Origin of the sequence: Staphylococcus sp. HMSC072B07, assembly GCF_001815505.1 — a bacterium.
Lineage (GTDB): Bacteria > Bacillota > Bacilli > Staphylococcales > Staphylococcaceae > Staphylococcus > Staphylococcus simulans.
Map to the genome: position 1 here is coordinate 1 of NZ_KV820952.1, position 849 is coordinate 849.

Consider the following 849-nt stretch of genomic DNA (forward strand, 5'->3'; position numbering starts at 1 on the left):
TTAATAACGGCGACGATAAAACAATCGACAGCGGATTCTACAAACCAACAGTTGAGCCAACACCAGTACCAGCAACATATAACTTAGGTGATTATGTATGGGAAGATAGTAATAAAGACGGTATCCAAAACTCTAACGAAGTAGGTATCGAAGGTGTAACAGTAACGTTAACGAAACCGGATGGTTCAGTCGTTACAACAACAACAGATGCGAATGGAAAGTATGAATTCACAGATTTACCAAATGGTGAATACACGATCACATTCGAAGCACCTGAAGGTTATGAACCAACATTAGTTAATGTAGGAAATACTGCGCTTGATTCAGATGGAACAACTACAACAGTTACAATCAATAATGCAGATAACTACACAATTGATAGTGGCTTCTTTAAACCAGTAGTAGAACCAACACCAGTACCAGCAACTTACACAGTTGGCGATAAAGTTTGGGAAGATACAAACAAAGACGGTATCCAAAACTCAAATGAACCTGGCATCCCTGGCGTAGAAGTAACGTTGACAAAACCAGATGGATCAACAGTTACAACTACAACAGACGAAAATGGTAATTATGAGTTCACAAACTTACCGAATGGTGAATATACAATTACATTTGAAACGCCAGAAGGTTATGAACCAACATTAGTTAATGTAGGAAATACTGCATTAGACTCAGACGGCAAAACTGTAACAGTGATTGTAAATAACGCAGATGATAAAACAATCGATAGCGGATTCTACAAACCAGTAGTAGAACCAACACCAGAGGATCCAACACCGGAAGAGCCAGGCACACCTGAAAAGCCGGAAGAACCGACAACACCAGAGGAACCAGGCACACCTGAAA

1 protein-coding gene is annotated in these 849 nt (G+C 39.9%); it reads left to right on the plus strand.

What is annotated here, in order from left to right; genetic code table 11:
* Window positions 1–849, plus strand: an 849-nt coding sequence (locus HMPREF3031_RS11615; RefSeq protein ID WP_142351336.1) for an SdrD B-like domain-containing protein, incomplete at both ends; no start/stop codon positions are given.